Origin of the sequence: Streptomyces sp. NPDC088812, from assembly GCF_044750285.1 — a bacterium.
Lineage (GTDB): Bacteria > Actinomycetota > Actinomycetes > Streptomycetales > Streptomycetaceae > Streptomyces.
In genome coordinates this window covers 397,257-412,195 of sequence record NZ_JBIVJP010000003.1, presented here as the reverse complement: position 1 = coordinate 412,195, position 14,939 = coordinate 397,257, and the positions used below count along the sequence as shown (strand labels likewise).

Below are 14,939 nucleotides of genomic sequence, written 5' to 3'. Positions count from 1 at the left end.
CTAGAGGGCAGCCGTGGCGCGGTAGCAGGTGTCGACGACGGCCAGGGCGTCGCGGGCCTCCCGCAGGGCGCGCTCCGTGGCGTCGGCGCGCACCGCCTCGTCCCGCAGCGCGTCCAGGTGCAGGTCGTACTCGTCCCCGATGCCGGCCGGGGGCAGCGGTACGCGCCGTTCTCCGTCCTTGTCCCGCAGGGTCAGGGCCGGTTCGGTCACCCGGCGGGTGCTGAAGCCGAAGGTGGTGGTCAGCTCGGCGGTGCCCTCGGTGCCGTGCAGCACCAGCCGGGTGACGTCGACGGTCTCGTACGACGCCCAGGCGCACCTCAGGTGCAGGCCGTACCGTTCGGTGGCCACCAGGGCGGTCAGCTGGTCCTCGACGTCGGCCGCCGGGCGGGCGGCCGCGCCGGCGTGCCACTCGGCGCCCCAGCCCTCGCGGGTGAGGAAGTCGCTGGAGGCGAGGGCGGTGGCGCCGCGCACGGCGGAGGCGCCCCACAGATGGTGCAGGACGTCGACGAGGTGCCAGCCCAGGTCGACCAGGACGCCGCCGCCGGCGGTCTCCCGGCGGGCGAACCAGTCGCTGCCGGGGATGCCCCGGGAGCGCACCCAGCTCAGTTCGGCGAGGCGGGGCGTACCGAGCGCCCCGGTGGCGACGATCCGGGCCAGTTCCCCGATGTCGGCGCGGTGGCGGGCGGCGGTGGACAGCAGCAGCCGGCCGCCGCCCTCGCGGGCCGCGTCCTCCAGCAGCCGCAGGTGGCCCGGTGCGGTGCCGGTGGGCTTCTCCAGGAAGACGTCGAGGCCGCGGCGGAGGAAGCCGCTCGCGAGGGTGCCGTGGGTGTGGTTGGGGGTGAGGACGAAGACCAGGTCGGCGTCGTCGCGCCCGATCTCCCCGGGGCCGGCGCACCGCCGGGCCCCGGCGATCAGCTCCCCGGCCCGCTCGACGGCCTCGGGCCGCGGCTCCACCACGGCGACGACCTCGAACGCGGGGTGCTTCACCAGCCGGGGCAGCCACACCTCGCGGGCCACCCAGCCCAGTCCCACGACGGCGACCCTCATCAAGCGGGACGCTTCTTCCCCGCCGCCGCGGACAGCACCTTGGCCAGTGCCTCGGCGACGTCGGCGCAGTCGGCGTCGGTGCCCAGCAGCACCCGGTGGTGCAGCCAGAAGCCCCGTGCGCCGAGGTGCTCGCTGACCGGGTTGCGCTCGGCGAGCTCGTCGACGCCGGGCAGGCCGTTGCCGATCAGGGCGGCGTGGGCCTCGGTGCGGTACACGGGCGGGTAGTTGACGAAGGCGGGGATGCCCTCGGCGACCAGGGCCCGCACCAGGTGGTCGCGGTCGACGTCGGCGTGCACCTCGGGGTCGAGGGCGGCCATGGCCATGTAGTGCGGGTTGAGGTCGCAGTGCGGGTCGCGGCCCTGCGGGACCACACCGGGTATCTCGCGCAGCGCCGCCGACAGGGTCTTCCAGCGGCTCTCCCGGCGCTCGTTCTGCTCCGCGAGCCGGCCGAGCTGGACGCGCAGCACCGCGCCGGCGAACTCGGTCATGCGGTAGTTGGAGGACGGGCTGCGGTGCTCGTAGTGGGTGTCGCCGATGGGCCGGCCGCAGCTGTGCCGCGCGAACGCCTCGTCGAACCGGTCCGCCGACGGCAGCAGCAGCGCACCGCCCTCGCCCGCCGTCATCAGCTTGCCGTTCTGGAAGCTGAACGCGGCGAGCGTGCCGAAGTCGCCGACGCGCCGCCCGGAGCGGACGGCGCCGTGGGCGTGCGCCGCGTCCTGGAAGACGACGACGCCGTGCCGGTCCGCCCAGGCGCCGATGGCGTCCATGTCGGCGATGTGCCCGGCCATGTGCACGGGGATGACCACCCGGGTCCGCTCGGTGCGCGCGGCCTCCAGCGCGGCCGGGTCGAGGCAGTACGTGTCGGGGTCGACGTCCACCGGGACCGGGACGCCGCCGGCCCGCTGCACGGCGATGGAGGTGGAGATGAAGGTGAACGCGGGGACGATCACCTCGTCGCCCGGCTCCAGGCCCAGCAGTTCCAGGCCGAGCTCCAGGGCGTGCGTGCCGTTGGTGACGGCGAGCGTGGTGCCGCCGTGGTACGCGCCGAACTCCGCCTCGAACGAGGTGACCTCGCTGCCGCCGACCCGCCACCACTGGCCCTGGTCGACGGCCCGGACGAGCGCCTCGCGTTCGGCGTCGTCGTGGTACGGCCAGGCCGGGAAGTCGTGGCGGCGGACCGGGGTGCCGCCGTCGAGTGCCAGAACCACTGTGCGTCCCTCTCAGTCGGTGGTGCGGTTGCCGGCCGACGGCAACGCGTCCAGGTCGTCGGCGGAGTGCCCGACCACGTAGTCCTCGATGACCAGCAGGTCCAGTTGGCTGGAGCCGTAGAACTCCAGGGCCTGCCGGGGGGTCTCGACGATCGGCTGGCCGTTGTCGTTGAACGACGTGTTCAGCACCACCGGCACTCCGGTCAGCCGGTGGAAGTGCGCGATGAGCTCGTGGTAGGCGCCGTTGTCGGCGGCCGTCACGGTCTGCACCCGTGCCGTCCCGTCGACGTGCACGATCGCCGGCACGTGCGCCTGTTTCTCGGGCCGTACCGGCGCGACGATGAGCATGTACGGCGACTCGATGTCGAGGTCGAACCAGTCGGCGGCGTGCTCGCGCAGCACGGCCGGGGCGAACGGCCGGAACGCCTCGCGGTGCTTGACGCGGGCGTTGATGACGTCCTTCGTCTCGGCGTGCCGCGGGTCGGCGAGGATGCTGCGGTGGCCGAGCGCCCGCGGCCCGAACTCCGAGCCTCCGGTGAACCAGCCCAGCAGCTTGCCGTCGGCGAGCAGCTCGGCGGCGGTGCGGGCGGGCTCGGCGACCTTGCGGTAGGGCAGGCCGGAGGCGTCGAGGGCGGCCCGCACCTCACGGTCGTCGTAGGTGCGGCCGAGGTAGGCGTGGCGCTGGGCGGTGCGGGCGGGCTCCTTGCGGGGCTGCCCGGCGATGACGTGGTAGCCGTAGTAGGCGGTGCCGACGGCGCAGCCGCCGTCGCCCGCGGCGGGCTGGACGAAGACGTTCTCGAACGGCGTCTCGCGCAGCAGCCGACCGTTGGCCACGCAGTTCAGCGCGACGCCGCCGGCCAGGCACAGGTCGGTCAGGCCGGTGTCGGCGTGCAGTCGCCGGGCGACGTGCAGGAGGGTCTCCTCCAGGGTGTCCTGCGCGGCCCAGGCGAGGTCGGCGGCGCGGGCGAAGCGCTCCTCGCCCTCGTAGCCGTCGAGGGCGTGCTCGATGAAGTCGAGGAGGCCGCCGTTCTTCAGGTGGAGTTCGTAGCGGCCGTCGGGCAGGAGGGTGAGGTACTCGGCGAACTTCTTGCGGTAGCGGGGGGTTCCGTAGGGCGCGAGGCCCATCGTCTTGCCGTCCTCGGACAGGTACCAGTGCCGGCCCTCGTACTCGTCCTCGTAGAGAACGAAGCCGATGGCCCGGCTGACCGCCTTGTACAGGTAGCCGAGGGAGTGGTCGCTGTCGCCGGCCTGGTAGACGCGCAGGGCGCTGAGGCCGTCGGTGGACCAGTTCGTGCCGAGCACCTTGGTCAGCTCGGTGATGGTGGTGCCGTCGCCGACGGCGGTGGTGAGGGTCTCCACGCCCCGGTCGTCGATGAGGCTGCCCGCGCCGTCGACGACGAGGATGGCGGCCCGCTCGAAGGGCGAGGGGAAGAAGGTGCTGGCCGCGTGCGCCATGTGATGCCGTATCAGGTGGATCCGCTTGCGGAACGGGAACCAGGCGGGGGCCAGCAGGGTGTCGTCGGCGACGACGACGTCGACGTCGGCGAGGCGCGCCCCGGCCATGTCGAGGCAGTACCGCCAGGACTGGTTGAACAGTGAGTTGACCCCGACCGAGTACTTGACCCGGCGGACCCGTTCCTCCTCGATGCCGGCGGCGATGGTGCCGTCGGAGACGAGACAGGCCGCGAAGTCGTGGTTGGAGCCGCCGAGGCCGAGCGTCAGCATCCCCTGGTTTCCCCTCTTCGAGCTCTGCGCGTGGGCCGTGGTCACGGGCGCACGGCGTGGATCAGGCAGTTCAGTCCGTCGTCGCCGGCCGCCGCCGGGGGTGTCAGTACGTTCGGTTCCAGCCCCATCTCCGTCAGGTACGCGCAGAGTTCGGCCACCCGGCCGCGCACGTCCTGGGCGTCGATGACGACGGTGCGCACCAGGGGGAGCTGCCGCTCGTCGATCCCCCGCAGGATGTCCAGTTCGGAGCCCACCGCGTCGATCTTCAGCAGGTCGACGGGACGCTCGGTGCCGAGGTACCGGGAGAGGCGGTCGACGCGGACGGTGGTCTCCCGCCCCTGGAACATCCGCTCCACGACCCTCGGCGGGAAGCTCCGGCCGAGCAGTTCCTTCAGCTGTCCCTGGTCCTGCGGGTACCGCGTGGAACTGCTGGGCAGCAGCGGGTAGTAGCGGAAGGAGACGCCGTCCGACGCCTCGGCGCCGAGGGCCACGTCGTGCGCCTCGACGCCGTCCAGGCCGAAGCGGGCCGCGTTGGCGCGCAGGGCGGCGACGAGTTCGGGCAGCGGCTCGAAGGCCAGTACGCGCGCCCGGGGGCGCCGCTGCTTCACGAAGAGCGTGAACAGCCCGATGTTCGCGCCGACGTCGACGACGAACGGATCGTCGGGCAGTGAAATGCCCGCATAGGTGCCGCCCTCGAATATCTCCCCGTACAGAAAGCGCGCGTCCAGCGCGCTGACGGCGTGCACGGAGATACCGTCCGCCACTTCCGTCAGCTTCGGCGGCGTCATTTCCGGTGCTCTCCCGGGACTCAGTCGAGACGCTCGACGACGTAGTCGGCGAGGCGGTCCTCGGACGTCAGGGTGTCCTCGGTCAGATCCTCGTCCTCGAAGGTGACACCGAAGCGTTCTTCGAGGAGGAGCAGGAACTCCAGCGCGTCCAGTGAAGTGAAGCCGTACGCCTCGAGGAAGTTGCTGCTGTTCTCATTCACCGTACGACCACTGGAGGCGGCGAACTCCTTGGCGATTTGGTGTATCTCCTGAAGCACTTCGTCGCGGTTCACACGCAGCCTTTCATTCGATCGGTCTGATCACAATCTAGTGGGCGGGAACCAGAGCTGTCCATGCTGAATGTCCATCAGAAAGGCGACTTGACACGCTACTTGGCATCGGCAAGGAGACGTTCGAGCCATCTCCGCTGATGTTGCAGCGCCATCTCGTTCCGGCCGAAGACGAAGTGCGTATTCGCCCCCGAGGACAAGGCTGCCTGTACGTCGAATCCGGTGCGGTAGTCCTCTTCGAGCACACCGCGTTCGACGAGTTCGCTGAACTCCGCCGTGTACTTCTTGTCCTCCTCGGTGACCGGCGGGACGCGGGTCACGATGGTCTGCACGGTGCGGCTGCGGTCGGGGGTGGGTCCGGGCATGATCCGGGAGACCACCCCGTGTCCCTCCCAGGCGCCGGCGACCGACACGTTGGGGAAGACGGTGTAGACGGTGCCGCAGTGCGGGGCGGGGTCCCACTCCTCGACCGGCACCTCGCGCAGGGTCCGGATCGACTTGGCGGGGTACAGGATCCGCTGGTGCGGGCCGAAGGCGTCCACCACCATCAGGTTGGAGGTGGAGGTCGGGGCGAACGTCGTCCGGTGCAGCGCCTGGATGTGGTAGCTCTCCAGGTAGCCGTCGTAGGCGACCTTCCAGCCGGGGCCGTCCAGTTCCCGCTGCTCGTACACGTGCCACCGGTCGAGTTCGAGCCGTTCCAGTTCCCGCGCGTAGTCGCCGAGCCAGGAGTCGAGGTCGATCGGCCGGTCCGGGGTGAGGGAGACCCACACGAACCCGTACCCCTCGACGGCGGGCAGCGGCCGCAGCCCCAGGGCACCGGTGTCGACGTCGCCGAAGGTGCCGGGCTTGTGGACAGCGACGAGGGAGCCGTGGTCGTCGTAGACCCAGGCGTGGTACGGGCAGCGGAAGCGGTGGCGGGTGCCGGTGCCGACGGGGCAGAGCTGGGCGCCGCGGTGGCGGCAGACGTTGAGGAAGGCCCGTACGGCGCCGTCCCGGCCGCGGCTGAGGAGGACCGGGGTGCCCAGCGCGTCGAGGGCCTTGTAGGTGCCGGCGGCGGGCAGTTCGGCGGAGAGCGCGAGGGCGAGCGGGACGCGCCGGAACACGGTGTCGAGCTCGCGCCGCCAGCGTTCGGGGTCGAGGTACTCCTCGACGGGGACCTGCATCACGTCGTCGGCCTGATCGGTCGTGCCGGCCTCCAGGTGGACCAGGGCCCGCTGTGCGAGGGCCACGGCCCGGGCGTGGTCGATCACCGCTCCAACCTCCCGTTTCCTCGGTGTCCTTCTCCGCCGGGCAGTCCGAAGAACCGCTGGTAGAGCAGGACCTGGCTGTCCAGCATGGAGCGGCCCGGCACGATGGGTCGGCCGCTGTCCGCGGCGGCCCGGAGCAGGGCGGTCTCGGCGGGTTTCATCACGATGTCGGCGACCGTGCAGTCCGCGCGCAGGTGTACGAGGTCGAACGGCAGCGGGTCGTCGGGGCGCATGCCGAGCGGGGTGGCGTTCACCGCGAGACCGGCGGTGGCGAGGTCGCCGTCGGTGCCCGCCCGCGCCCAGCCCGGCCGGTGTGCCGCGAGCCGGTCGAGGAGGTCGGTACGGCGCCCCGGGTCGGGCTCGAACAGCAGCAGCCGGTCCGCGCCGGAGGTGAGCAGGGCGGCGGCGAGGGCCCGCCCGGCTCCCCCGGCGCCGAACAGGGCGACCCGCTCCCCGGCGGGGTCGTGGCCGTGGCCGCGCAGCCCGTGGACGAAGCCGGCTCCGTCGAAGTTGTCGGCCCGCCAGGTGCCGTCCGCGGTGCGGCGCAGGGCGTTGGCGCTGCCGGCGAGCTCGGCGGCCGGTCCCAGCTCGTCGGCGTACCGGCACACGTCGATCTTGTGCGGGACGGTGACGAGGATGCCGTCGAGGTTGCGGGTGCGGCGCAGTCCGCGCATCACCTCGTCGAGGCCGTCGGGGCCGACGTGGACGGGGACCAGCACGGCGTCCGTCGCGGTGCGGGCGAACAGGTCGTTGAGCAGGCCGGGGGCGCGCACCTGGGCCACCGGGTCGCCCAGGACGACGTAGAGGCGGGTGGTGCCGGAGACGGCGGGCCGGGGGTCGGTCATGGCGCTCCTCAGGCGGCGGCCGGGGCGGGGCCCGTGGGCAGGTCCGCCAGGACGGAGGCGACGAGCCGTTCGTCGACGCCGGTGACCAGTTCCGCGCCGTCCGGCCCGTCGAGGACGAAGGTGAGCCCGGTGTCGGTGTCCCGTCCCTTCTTGTCCCGCCGCATGAGCTCCACCAGGGCCGGCACGGGGACGTCCGCGGGCCGCCAGGTGGGCAGGCCGAAGCTCTCCACCATCTCCCGGTGGAGGGTCACGCGGTCGGTGCCGATCCGTCCGAGCCGGCCCGCGAGGAGTCCCGCGAACACGGTTCCGGCGGCCACCGCCTCGCCGTGCCGCCAGGTGTAGTCGGTGGCCCGCTCGACGGCGTGGGCAAGGGTGTGACCGTAGTTGAGGAGGTGCCGGACGCCCTGGTCGCGCTGGTCCCGCGCGACGACGGACGCCTTGAGCCGGACGCTCGCCACGATCTGCTCCCGCAGGCCGAGGCCGCGCAGGTCGCCGGCGCCGATGAAGGCGCAGCGGGCGATCTCGCCGTAGCCGCTGGCGAGTTCGCGCCGGGGCAGGGTGTGCAGGAAGTCGGTGTCGCAGAGCACCGCGCTCGGCTGCCAGTAGGCGCCGACGAGGTTCTTGCCCTCGGGGAGGTTGACGGCGGTCTTCCCGCCGACACTGGCGTCGACCTGCCCGAGCAGCGTGGTCGGCAGGTGCACGACCTTGATCCCGCGATGGTAGAGGGCGGCGGCCAGGCCGACGGTGTCCGTGGTGGTCCCGCCGCCGCAGGCGACGACCGCGTCGGCCCGGGTGAGCCCGGCCGCGACGAACGCCCGGCAGTACGTCTCGACCGTGGCGAGCGTCTTGTGGTGCTCCCCGTCGGCGACCGGGACGACCGTGAACGGCACGCCGGGGTCGGGGAGCCGTGGTTCCCGGACGGCGGTGACGACGGCGACGCGGCCGACGCCGAGTTCCTCCAGCACCGCGGGCAGCAGCCGTCGGGCCCCCGGCCCGACGTGGACGGCGTAATCATGATCTTTCGAGGTGACGTCGACACGGCTGAGGCCGGATTCCGCACCCCCGCCGCCCTCCGCCCGTGAACGGATTGCGCTCATGCCTTCAATGCCCCCGTGGCTGTCCGGCCTTCACCGACGGGCATGCTAGCGCACAGGTACTGATCATGGTCACCCCCCGAGAGAGTGATTGGCCCAATTCTCGTTGCACGCACACTGTTTCACGAGCCTCCTGTCCGGAACGCGCGCTCTGGTAGCGCACTTGACGAGCCGTTAGGGTGCCCGCAGGAAGCCGACGGCCGAATACGGGGACTTTCATGCGCCTTAAGGAAAAGTTTCGTGCCGCCCTCACCGCCTCGGCGGCCGAGGGCGGCCGACTGCCGTTCCTGATGAACGACATGGTCATCGAGGAACAACTTTGCCAAATGCGGTGCTCCTACTGCCTCACCGAGGAGTACAACCTCCTCATGAACGTGCCCGACGCCCGGCTGCGGCTGACCACCGACCGCCGACAGGACTGGCACGAGATACTCGATCTGTATCACGCCCACGTCGACGCCCCCATTCTCCGGCTGTCCGGCGGGGAGTTCTTCTGGCTGAAAGGCTCCACCGAGTTCGTCGAGGAGGCGAGCCGCCGCTACGAGACCGTCCAGGTCATCACCAACGGCGTCTTCCTCAACGAACGGCGCATCGAGGCACTGGCCGCGCTGGGAAACGTCCAGCTGAACATCTCCCTCGACGGACACACGCTCGAGCTGAACCGGCACCGGCTCCCCCCGAAACAGGCCCGGCTGCACGACGTCATCATGCGCGCCCTGCACGCGGCGGCCGAGGCGGGCCTGCGCCTGGACATCCAGTCGGTGCTCACCGATGCCAACTACGCCGGCCAGCTGGAGTTCGCCGAGTACCTGCGCGACCGGGTCGACGGCAGCACGACCCTGTACTTCTTCCCGGTGCGGGGCGAGACCGCCGAGCGGATGGGCCCGCCGCCCGGCGACCACCTGATGCCGCTCGTGGAGCGCTACGACGAGTTCGCCGGCGTCCTGCCGCCGCGCGCCTACGTCGAGCACATGGCCCTCCAGCTGCAGACGAACGTCCGCACGCTCGGCTGCTTCGTCACCGCGACCATGGCACAGCTCTTCGGCCAGGGCGACGTCTCGGCCTGCCCGCACGCCTGGGTCAAGCCGATGGGCAACCTCGCGGAGAACCGCACCCTGCTGCTCGACCAGTACGGCAGCCACCAGCACTACGACCTGTTCATGCACGACCGGCCGCGGTTCGGCTTCTGCAAGACGTGCGCCACACCGTCCGACGTCATCAACCTGTACTTCCTCGACCGGATCACCGAGGAGGAGATCGGCGCGACGCACCTGTACTCGGGCGAGCGGTCACGGGCCCGGCTGCGGGAGCTGAAGGAGAGGTTCCGGCCGGTCCTCTCCGGTGCTCCCGAGGACCGCCCGGACGCGGTTCACAGCGTCAGCTCCTGATCGGTCTCGGCGCGGGCGTACAGGGCGGAGACGATCTCCTGCACCTGGAGCGCCTGCGCCGGGGTCACCGTCCGGCCGGTCACCCGGCCGGCGACCGTGTCGAGGAAGCCGCGGATCGCCGCCAGCTCGGGCCTGCGGTCCTCGGCCACGACCGTGCCGTCGCGGCCGCGGACCTCGCCGCGGCGCAGGTCGAGGACGGCGCTCTCGCCGTTCGCCGCCGCGGCCTCGAGGGTCAGGCCCATGACCCGGCTGCGGCGGTCGATGCGCAGCCGGCCCGGCCCGGCCGGGAACTCCAGGTCGGCGACGACCCGTTCCTCCACGCCCACCGCGTCGACGCGGCAGCCGGCCGGGCGGGGCGCGCCGAAGACGGTGATCATCAGGTCCAGGGCGTGCGCCCCGAGGTCGACCAGCGCACCGCCGCCGGCCCGGGCCGCGTCGCCGTACCAGTTCGTCACCGGCCGCCACAGGCGCTGACCGGCGGTGGTGAAGGTCAGCGTGATCTCGCAGGGGCCGTCGGGGAGCGCCTTGCCGAAGACCGGGACCAGTTCGTGGAAGCGGTAGGGCAGGTTGACCGCGAGCCGGTCGGCGGCACCCGGCGCCCCCGCCAGCAGGCGGGCCTCGGTGATGTCGGCGGCCAGCGGCTTCTCGCACAGGACGTGCGCGCCGGCCGCGAGCGCGGCCAGGACGGGCCCGGTGTGCGCGTCGTTCGGCGTGCACACCGCCACCACGTCCGGCCGCCCGACGGTGAGGAACTCCTTCAGGCTCGTGGTGACCAGCACGCCCTCCGCCGCCGCGCCGAGCACCGTGCGGGCGCTGTCGGCGTCGGTGTCGCAGGCGGCGACGAGCGTGTAGTCCCGGTGTTCCGTGACGACGGGCAGGTGGTAGCGCTGGAAGACGCGGCCGCACCCGACCACTCCGTACCGCAGGGTCATCGGCCCGCTCCCGCCGCCGTCAGCGCCTCGGCGCCGCACATGCGCTCCACCCGCTCGCCGAAGTCGTCGAAGGACTCGCCGAGGTGCTCGGCGTCGTAGTCGGCGACCAGGTCGCGCAGGTCGGCGGTGAGCCGGGCGGCGAGGTCGGGCGGGCCGCTCTCGGCGAGGACGAGGCCGTAGTTCATGAACGCGAGGAACAGCTCCGGCAGGCCGTTGCGCCAGGCGCGCAGCCTGCTGAGCAGGGCGCGCGGGTTGTGCTCGGTGCCGCGCAGCCGGCGGGCGCCCAGGGCGATCTTCTGCGCGACGAACGGCAGGACGTTCTCCTTGCGGTCGCTGATCTCCTCGCCGACCTCGCTCCAGGCGGCCCACAGCGCCTCGACGCGCGGGTCCGGCACCCGGTAGTCGCGGCGGGCGGTGCGCAGGATCTCATAGGCATCGCCCTCCAGGCCGTCGATGTCGGCCAGCGGCAGCGGTTCCTCGATCTTGTCGTACATCTCGGTGCCGCGCAGCGCGATGGCACGGTTGATGAGGAAGAACGGGTTGTCGGCCTCGTGGATGCGGGCGGCGACGATGAACTCCAGGTTCTCCCAGAGTTCGGCCACCGAGGTCTTCGGCTCGATCATGATCCAGCCCGGGTCCAGGCCGAGGCCCTTGCGTTTGAACATGCGGGCCGCGTCCAGGTTGTACGCGACGGTCGTGCCCTTCTTGAACCGGCGCAGCATGCCGGGCGAGCCGGACTCGATGCCGAGCAGCGCGGAGGAGAGCCCGGCGCGGTGCAGCAGGTCGAGGGCCTCGTGGTCGATCAGCCCGGAGTCGACGCGGAACTCGCAGTGGAACTGGAACTTCAGGCCGCGCCGCAGGACGGTCTCGGCGAACTCGACGGCGTGCGCGAAGCCGTCGCCGAAGGCGCCGCCGAAGTTGTCGTCGTTGAACCAGATGAAGCGGGTGCCGAACTCCCGCTGGAGGTACTCGATCTCGTCGACGACGTCGGCGGGGGGCCGCATCCGCCAGAACCCGTCGACCACTCCGGGCTGGCGGGGCGCGTAGCAGAAGGTGCACTTGGCGTGGCAGCCGCGGCTGGTGAACGTGGACGCCACGGGTGTCGCGATGCCGGCCGCCCGGTGGTACTCCAGCACGTCACGGGCGGGCCAGACGAGGTTGCCGAGGTCGGGCAGGACGGGCATGCCGCTGCTGCGCACCCGGTCGCCGTCCCGGTGGAACAGTCCGGGTGTCCGGCGCCAGTCGGCTCCCGAGGTCAGCGCGTCCATGATCCCGACGACGGTCAGCTCGCCCTCGCCGAAGGTGACGCAGTCGGCCTCGGGCACCCGCTCCGCGATCAGTTTGGCGTTGTACGTGCAGAACGCGCCGCCGATCGCGATGAACACGTCCGGGTCGGCGGCGCGGGCGCACCGGATGAGCCGGATGGCGTCGATGATGTGCAGGTCGTACATGATGCTGATGCCCACGAAGCGGGGGCGTTCGCGGCGGATGAGGTCGATGATCGCCTCGTCGCCGGGGTTGCGGCCGTGCAGGTTGAGCGAGGTGACCGAGTATCCGGCGTCGCGGAGGTAGCCGGTGATGCAGGCGAGCCCCAGGTTCTCCCGGACCTTCTCGTAGAAGATCCGCAGGGCGGGGTCGAGTTGGACGTACTCCTCGTCGGTGACGGTCACGTTCTGGTTGTTGAGGCTGGTCGCCCCGGTGGTGATCTCCCGCGGAGTCAACAGCACGACGTCCGACATCTGGCTCTGCCCTTCCCCGTTGTGCGCAACACGTCGAATCAAGTCGGCGCCGGGTGTGCGGGGTTGCGGTGTGGTCCGGTCACCGCCATGCCCCGAGGAGCGCCGACGCCCGGTGCTGGACGAGAGTCACCTCCGTAGGTCCTGCCACCGAGACGGACGCGGGGTGCGTCATGCCGACCACCGTATCGGCCATGCGCAGTTCGCGGCAGGTGGTGATCTGTTCCGGCAGGCTCACTACGGCGGGCGGCAGCGCGGGATCGGTCACTTCGAGCCGTCGCAGCGGCACGCGCAGCCCGACGCCGAGCGCCTTGAGGACGGACTCCTTGCGCGTCCAGTAGCGCAGGAACGCGGCAGGTCGTCCGGCGGGCGGGCGGGCGCGGAGGGCGGCGAGTTCGGTGCCGGTGAGGGCGCGGGGCGCCACCTTGTCCACGTCGACGGCGGTGGCCGCGTCCTCGACGTCGAGGCCGACGTCGGCGCCGCGGCAGACGGCGAGCCCGACGACGCCGCCGCTGTGCGAGACGTTGAAGCGGACGTCGGGGGCGGCCGCGGTGGCGGTGGCCGTCGCGGTCTCGGTCTCGGTCTCGGTCTCGGTCGCGGTGGCGAGCGTGACCTTGCCGTGCGGTCCGCCGCAGCGGGGGCACACCCGCCGCAGCGGCACCGCGGCGGGCGCCAGGCCGAGCAGTTCACCGAGGACGACGCGGGTCAGGGCGCAACCCACCAGGAAGTGCGCCGCGTTGACGGGGTCGGCGGTCGCCTCGTACCGGCCGCGCTCCACGGGGTCGAGCAGGGCGGCGAGGCGGGCCGACGCGTCGTCGGAACGGGCCCACCAGAGGTCGACGGTGCGTCCCGGCGCGGCCTCGGGCGGCGCCGTGCCCGTCACGCGGTCGCCTTCAGCCGCACTTCCCCGACGAGCCGGAAGCCCATGTGGGGCACCTTGAGGATCTGGGCGCCCGAGCCGACCTCCCGGAACCGGGCGCGCAGGGATGCGACGACGTCCCGCGGGTCCTCGCCGGTCAGCCGCATCAGATCGGGCCGTCCGACGATGGTGGCCCGGCGGTCGGCGAGCGCGCGCAGCGCCCGCGCCTCGGCCTCGGACAGCCGCACGGAGCCGGAGGGCGTGGCCAGCACGCCGGCCTCGTCCAGGTCGAGGACCTGGGCCGCGGCGGGAGCGGCGACGTCGCGCAGGTAGGTCAGGAAGGGCACCAGCCGGTCCACGTCGAGCGGCGCGGCCATGACGAAGCCGGCGCCGGAGCGCACCGCCGCCAGCGTCGTCCGCGCGGTCGGCGCCGGCTGCACGAGCACCGCGTAGGCGCCGCCGTGGGTGAGGTCGCGCAGGTCGAGGGGGGCGGTGCCGTCGTCGGCGGCGGCCACGAAGGCCACGAGGAGGTCGGCGGCGACGTGCTCGGCGACACCGTCCCCGTCGGGAACGGGCCGCAGCGGGAGCGCGGTGCGTTCGCAGGCCTCCCGCAGGTTCTCGGTCTCCGTCGCGGCAAGTCCCCGGGCGAGTACGTACATGCTGTTCGAGCCTTCCGTCGCGTGCCGATCACAGCCCTGTCACGTGCTCGTCCCATCGTTCCATGACTGCCCCTTGCCCTACACTCCTGCGCATGTCCGAGCGCCCCTCAGCCGGCCCGCTCGTGCGGCGGACGCCGAGAGCCCTCACGGCGGACGACCGGCCGGTACGGCTGCCGCACGCCGAGTTCGACGGTCCCGAGGCGCGCTTCCTCGGTGAGCCGGTCGCCCGTGACCTGCTGCCGCCGGAAGCGGCCGACGTGTGGGAGGCCTGCGACGGCACCCGTCCGTACCGCTCCTGGCCGTCCCCGCAGCGGGAGTTGATCGGCCGATGGCACGCGGCGGGCCTGGTGGTCGCGGCGCCGCCGCCGCGCACGGCGCCGTCCCGGGCGCCGGTCGTGCTCTCGCCGCACCCGGACGACGCCCAACTGGCCCTGGGCGGGCTGCTCGCCCGGTGCGGCGGCCGCGTGGTGGACGTGTTCTCGCACGAGACCTGGACCCGCCGCCCCTACTACCAGAGCCGTCCCGCGCTCTCCTCGCGGCTGCTGCTGGCGGAGGAGCGGGTGGCGTGCGGGGTGCTCGGCGTGGGCCTGACCGTGCTCGGCCACACCGACGCCGCCGACCGGGCGGCCCGGCGGGAGAACTTCTTCCTGGAGCCGGACGCCGAGGACGCGGCCGCGGCCGGCGAGCCGGAGCTGTTCGGCCGGGTCACGGCGGACCTGGCGGCCGAGGTGTCCGGCGCGGACCTCGTCCTCGTGCCGCTCGGCGTGGGCGGTCACGTCGACCACGTCCTGACCCGGCGGGCGGCCCTGGAGCTGCTCGTCCGGGGCGAGCTGGAACCGGGACGGGTCGCGTTCTACGAGGACATGCCGTACTCGCTCTTCGCGGACGCCTGGGCCGTGGCCGGCCGGCTGCCCGCCGGTCTGCGCCCGGTGGTGGTGCCCGGCTCGGAGGAGGCGGCGCTGACGAAGCAGGAGGCGCTGTGGCCGTACCGGCTCCAGGTGCTGGAGGCGGTCACGCGGCGGATCGTCCGGTACGGGCGGGGGCTGGGCGCGGCGGGGTTCGCGGAGCGGCTGTGGGCGCTGCCGGAATCGGCCGGGGCCGTGGCGGAACTGGCGTCCGCCGGTCCGGCCTGCTGAGGTGGG

At 72.5% G+C, this 14,939-nt stretch carries 14 protein-coding genes; 2 read left to right on the top strand and 12 right to left on the bottom strand.

The window, feature by feature from the left end:
• From ACIP67_RS08020 to ACIP67_RS07985, 8 genes are all read right to left on the bottom strand, one after another.
• Entirely contained in the window at positions 1-1,047 is a 1,047-nt protein-coding gene (locus ACIP67_RS08020; protein ID WP_401689055.1) for a Gfo/Idh/MocA family protein, read from the bottom strand.
• Entirely contained in the window at positions 1,047-2,255 is a 1,209-nt protein-coding gene (locus ACIP67_RS08015) for a DegT/DnrJ/EryC1/StrS family aminotransferase (RefSeq protein ID WP_401689053.1), read from the bottom strand. Before ACIP67_RS08015 ends, ACIP67_RS08020 begins: the two co-directional genes overlap by 1 nt.
• 12 nt (positions 2,256-2,267) lie before the next feature.
• Positions 2,268-3,980, bottom strand: a complete 1,713-nt coding sequence (locus ACIP67_RS08010; RefSeq protein WP_401689050.1) for a carbamoyltransferase — start codon at positions 3,978-3,980, stop codon at positions 2,268-2,270.
• A 41-nt stretch (positions 3,981-4,021) separates the two neighbouring features.
• Positions 4,022-4,768 (bottom strand): FkbM family methyltransferase, encoded by a 747-nt coding sequence (locus ACIP67_RS08005; protein WP_401689048.1) that lies wholly within the window; start codon positions 4,766-4,768, stop codon positions 4,022-4,024.
• Positions 4,769-4,788: 20 nt separating this feature from the next.
• Positions 4,789-5,040, bottom strand: coding sequence for a phosphopantetheine-binding protein (locus ACIP67_RS08000; RefSeq protein ID WP_401689045.1), 252 nt, complete (start codon positions 5,038-5,040; stop codon positions 4,789-4,791).
• Between the two features lie 95 nt (positions 5,041-5,135).
• Positions 5,136-6,287 carry an aromatic ring-hydroxylating dioxygenase subunit alpha gene (locus ACIP67_RS07995; protein WP_401689042.1) on the bottom strand — a complete coding sequence of 384 codons (1,152 nt, stop codon included), beginning with the start codon at positions 6,285-6,287 and terminating at the stop codon, positions 5,136-5,138.
• Positions 6,284-7,129, bottom strand: coding sequence for a shikimate dehydrogenase family protein (locus ACIP67_RS07990; protein ID WP_401689039.1), 846 nt, complete (start codon positions 7,127-7,129; stop codon positions 6,284-6,286). The genes ACIP67_RS07995 and ACIP67_RS07990 overlap by 4 nt, the downstream gene beginning before the upstream one ends.
• An 8-nt stretch (positions 7,130-7,137) precedes the next feature.
• Entirely contained in the window at positions 7,138-8,226 is a 1,089-nt protein-coding gene (locus ACIP67_RS07985) for a 3-dehydroquinate synthase family protein (RefSeq protein WP_401689036.1), read from the bottom strand.
• 215 nt (positions 8,227-8,441) lie between these two features.
• On the opposite strand from ACIP67_RS07985, the gene ACIP67_RS07980 reads away from it, so the two are divergent.
• The gene (locus ACIP67_RS07980; RefSeq protein ID WP_401689033.1) at positions 8,442-9,611 is read left to right on the top strand and encodes a radical SAM protein; all 1,170 of its coding nucleotides are present in this window, start codon (positions 8,442-8,444) and stop codon (positions 9,609-9,611) included.
• Here ACIP67_RS07980 and ACIP67_RS07975 read toward each other — a convergent pair.
• The 4 genes from ACIP67_RS07975 to ACIP67_RS07960 form a co-directional block, all read right to left on the bottom strand.
• Positions 9,593-10,543 (bottom strand): Gfo/Idh/MocA family protein, encoded by a 951-nt coding sequence (locus ACIP67_RS07975; protein ID WP_401689030.1) that lies wholly within the window; start codon positions 10,541-10,543, stop codon positions 9,593-9,595. The genes ACIP67_RS07980 and ACIP67_RS07975 overlap by 19 nt on opposite strands.
• Entirely contained in the window at positions 10,540-12,282 is a 1,743-nt protein-coding gene (locus ACIP67_RS07970; protein ID WP_401689027.1) for a B12-binding domain-containing radical SAM protein, read from the bottom strand. Before ACIP67_RS07970 ends, ACIP67_RS07975 begins: the two co-directional genes overlap by 4 nt.
• Positions 12,283-12,361: 79 nt before the next feature.
• Positions 12,362-13,162, bottom strand: a complete 801-nt coding sequence (locus ACIP67_RS07965; RefSeq protein ID WP_401689025.1) for a 4'-phosphopantetheinyl transferase family protein — start codon at positions 13,160-13,162, stop codon at positions 12,362-12,364.
• The gene (locus ACIP67_RS07960) at positions 13,159-13,797 is read right to left on the bottom strand and encodes a hypothetical protein (protein WP_401689022.1); all 639 of its coding nucleotides are present in this window, start codon (positions 13,795-13,797) and stop codon (positions 13,159-13,161) included. Before ACIP67_RS07960 ends, ACIP67_RS07965 begins: the two co-directional genes overlap by 4 nt.
• A 92-nt stretch (positions 13,798-13,889) precedes the next feature.
• Here ACIP67_RS07960 and ACIP67_RS07955 point away from each other — a divergent pair, with 92 nt between their 5' ends.
• Positions 13,890-14,933: a PIG-L deacetylase family protein gene (locus ACIP67_RS07955; RefSeq protein WP_401689019.1), complete on the top strand. Its 1,044-nt coding sequence runs from the start codon at positions 13,890-13,892 to the stop codon at positions 14,931-14,933.
• Positions 14,934-14,939 lie beyond the last annotated feature (6 nt).

Excerpts from the sequence above, each read along its gene's own strand:
- ACIP67_RS08020 (WP_401689055.1), bottom strand. The coding sequence starts at position 1,047 with ATGAGGGTCGCCGTCGTGGGACTGGGCTGGGTGGCCCGCGAGGTGTGG.
- ACIP67_RS08010 (WP_401689050.1), bottom strand. The coding sequence starts at position 3,980 with ATGCTGACGCTCGGCCTCGGCGGCTCCAACCACGACTTCGCGGCCTGT.
- ACIP67_RS08005 (WP_401689048.1), bottom strand. The coding sequence starts at position 4,768 with ATGACGCCGCCGAAGCTGACGGAAGTGGCGGACGGTATCTCCGTGCAC.
- ACIP67_RS07990 (WP_401689039.1), bottom strand. The coding sequence starts at position 7,129 with ATGACCGACCCCCGGCCCGCCGTCTCCGGCACCACCCGCCTCTACGTC.
- ACIP67_RS07985 (WP_401689036.1), bottom strand. The coding sequence starts at position 8,226 with ATGAGCGCAATCCGTTCACGGGCGGAGGGCGGCGGGGGTGCGGAATCC.
- ACIP67_RS07980 (WP_401689033.1), top strand. The coding sequence starts at position 8,442 with ATGCGCCTTAAGGAAAAGTTTCGTGCCGCCCTCACCGCCTCGGCGGCC.
- ACIP67_RS07975 (WP_401689030.1), bottom strand. The coding sequence starts at position 10,543 with ATGACCCTGCGGTACGGAGTGGTCGGGTGCGGCCGCGTCTTCCAGCGC.
- ACIP67_RS07970 (WP_401689027.1), bottom strand. The coding sequence starts at position 12,282 with ATGTCGGACGTCGTGCTGTTGACTCCGCGGGAGATCACCACCGGGGCG.
- ACIP67_RS07960 (WP_401689022.1), bottom strand. The coding sequence starts at position 13,797 with ATGTACGTACTCGCCCGGGGACTTGCCGCGACGGAGACCGAGAACCTG.
- ACIP67_RS07955 (WP_401689019.1), top strand. The coding sequence starts at position 13,890 with ATGTCCGAGCGCCCCTCAGCCGGCCCGCTCGTGCGGCGGACGCCGAGA.